Consider the following 2,930-nt stretch of genomic DNA (forward strand, 5'->3'; position numbering starts at 1 on the left):
GGCGCCGGCCGCCGCCGCGCCGGCCGCCGCCGCGCCGGCCGCCGCCGCGCCCGCCCCGGCCACCGTCTCCGTCGTCGACCCCGACGCCACGGACGCCACCCGGTCGTTGTTCTCCCACCTCGACGACGTCCGCGGCGAGGAGGTCCTCGTCGGCCACCAGCACGCGACGTCGTTCGGCCTCACGCTCGACGCGCCCGACGGCACCACCTCCGACCTCGAGAACACCTACGGCGACTTCCCCGCCGTCTTCGGGTGGGACACGCTGATCATCGCGGGCGACGAGCGCCCGGGCCGCGCCGACGCCACCCGCGCGGAGAACATCGCCGCCTTCGCGGACCACATCGAGAAGGCGCACGCGATCGGCGGGGTCAACACGATCAGCGCCCACATCGAGAACTTCGTGACGGGCGGCTCGTTCTACGACACGTCCGGCGACGCGCTGCGCGCGGTGCTGCCCGGCGGCTCGCACCACGACGACCTCAACGCGTACCTCGACGACATCGCGACGCTGGCCGGCGAGGTCCGCGACGCGGACGGCGCGCTCGTCCCGATCATCTTCCGCCCGTGGCACGAGAACGCGGGCTCGTGGTTCTGGTGGGGCGCCGCGTTCGGCTCGCCGGGCGAGTACAAGGAGCTCTACCGCTACACCGTCGAGTACCTGCGCGACGTCAGGGGCGTCGAGAACTTCCTCTACGCGTGGGGGCCCGGCGGCGGGTTCGGCGGCGACGAGGACGTGTACATGCGCACGTACCCGGGGGACGCGTTCGTCGACGTGCTCGGCTACGACACGTACGACGCCACCGGGTCGCAGGCGTTCCTCGACGGGCTCGTCGCGGACCTCGGGATGATCGCCCGTATCGCCGACGAGCGCGGCAAGATCTCGGCGTTCACGGAGTTCGGCGTCACGAACGGCGTGGGCACCAACGGCTCGAACCCCGAGCAGTGGTTCACGAAGGTGCTCGCGGCCATCGCCGGCGACCCGGACGCGCGCCGCAACGCGTACATGCAGACGTGGGCCAACTTCGACGAGGGCCAGCACTACGTGCCGGTCGGCGACGACCCGCTCGTGCCGGACTTCCAGGCGTTCGTCGACGACCCGTTCACGGCCATGTCCGACGACCTCGACCTCGACGACGTCTTCGGCCGCGACGTCGCCGCCCGGCCGCACGCGCCGCTCGCCCACGTCGTCAGCCTCGCCGACGGCGCCCGCGTCGCGACGAGCCCGACGACCCTGCGCGTCGCCGTCGACCACGTCGAGGCGGACGCCGTGTCCGTGACGATCGCCCGCGGCGACGGGTCGGACGAGGCGCAGGTCGTCGACCTGACCCACGACGGCGGCCTTTGGTGGACCGCGCCCCTCGACGTCCCGGCGGACCAGCTCGACAACAGCACGCGCACCCTGACCGCACGCGTGACGGTCGACGGCGAGGTGCTGCTCACGGAGACGTCGCAGGTCGTGCTCGGCCCGCGTCCCACCTTCGCCCCCGGGGTCGTCGACGACTTCGAGGGGTACGGCGACGACACCGCGCTGCGCGCCGAGTACGTGCAGTACGGCGCGAACACGATCACGCTCGAGACGGGTTCCGTGGGCGAGGGCGCCCGGGCGCTGCGCCTCGACTACGACTTCGCGACGCAGACGTACACCGGCATCGGGAAGCAGGTCGACGGCGACTGGTCGGACTTCAACGAGCTCACGCTGTGGGTCGACCCCGACGCATCGGGCAACCGGATGGTGCTGCAGCTCAAGGCCGGCGGCGTCTCCTACGAGGCGTACCCGTCGCTGGCCGGCGACGAGCCGCAGCAGGTGACGATCCCGTTCGTGGACTGGCGGCCCGCGCCGTGGGACACCGCCAACGCCGACCGCCGCATCACGGACGACGACCTGCGCACCATCGAGCAGCTCAACGTCTACGTCAACGCGGCCGAGGGCGGGGCGACGTCCGGCTCGGTCGTCGTCGACGCGATCGCCGCGCTGCCCGGCACCGAGCCGCCGCCGCTGTTCGCCGACGTGCCCAAGGGGCACCCGTACGAGGCCGACGTGCTGTGGCTGCACGGGCAGGGCCTGGACGACGGGTACGCGGACGGCACGTTCCGGCCCGAGGGCGTGGTGCTCCGCGCGGCCGCCGCCGACCTGCTGCACGCCTACGCGGGCGAGGGCGCGCAGCCGACCGTGCGGCACCCCACGTTCTGGGACGTGCCGCGCCGGCACCCGTCGTTCGCCGCCGTCGAGTGGCTCGCCGCCGAGCAGGTCGCCGACAGCCGCCCGCTGCCCCTCTTCCTGCCGTGGCTGCCGCTGGACCGCACGACCGCCGCCGTGTGGCTGTACCGCCTGGCGGGCGAGCCGGAGGTGACGGGCGACCTGCCGTTCACCGACGTCCCGCGCGGCGCACGCGCTGCCGTGCTGTGGGCGACGCAGACCGGCGTCGTGGAGCCCGAGTCGGCCACGCGGTTCGGCCTGCTGCGTCCCGTGCTGCGCCAGGAGATGGCCCGGTACCTGCACCGGTTCGACGCGCTGCCCGAGCCGCTCGAGCCCACCGTGCTGTTCGACTTCGCCGACGGCGCGCAGGGGTGGACGGCCATGAGCGGCACCGCGACCGCGGCCGACGGGGCGCTCGCGGTGACCGCCGGTGCGGACGGCACGTGGGTGGGCGTGAGCGGGACGTTCGACCTCACGGGCCGCACGCGGCTCGTCGTCGACGCGGACGCGACCACGGGCTTCGACACCAAGCTCGCGCTGCAGGTGGGGCCGTCGTGGCAGTGGTGCGAGACGGCGCAGGCCGGCTGGGTCGGCGGCCCGCAGCAGGACGTCGTCGTCGACCTCACCACGCTGTCGGCGGAGTGCGCCGCCGGCCTCGCCGACGTCCGCGGGATGCACCTCTACCTCAACGCGGGCGAGCACGTGGTCGACGACGTCGAGGTCCGCTGACGGC

Annotated in this window: 1 protein-coding gene; it reads left to right on the forward strand. The window is 73.8% G+C overall.

The window, feature by feature from the left end; all coding sequences use genetic code 11:
* Positions 1-2,926, forward strand: a 2,926-nt coding sequence (locus tag ACFUMH_RS18900; protein ID WP_378209140.1) for a glycosyl hydrolase, incomplete at its 5' end; no start/stop codon positions are given.
* Positions 2,927-2,930: the final 4 nt, after the last annotated feature.

The organism is Cellulomonas sp. NPDC057328, from assembly GCF_042667215.1.
Taxonomy (GTDB): domain Bacteria; phylum Actinomycetota; class Actinomycetes; order Actinomycetales; family Cellulomonadaceae; genus Cellulomonas.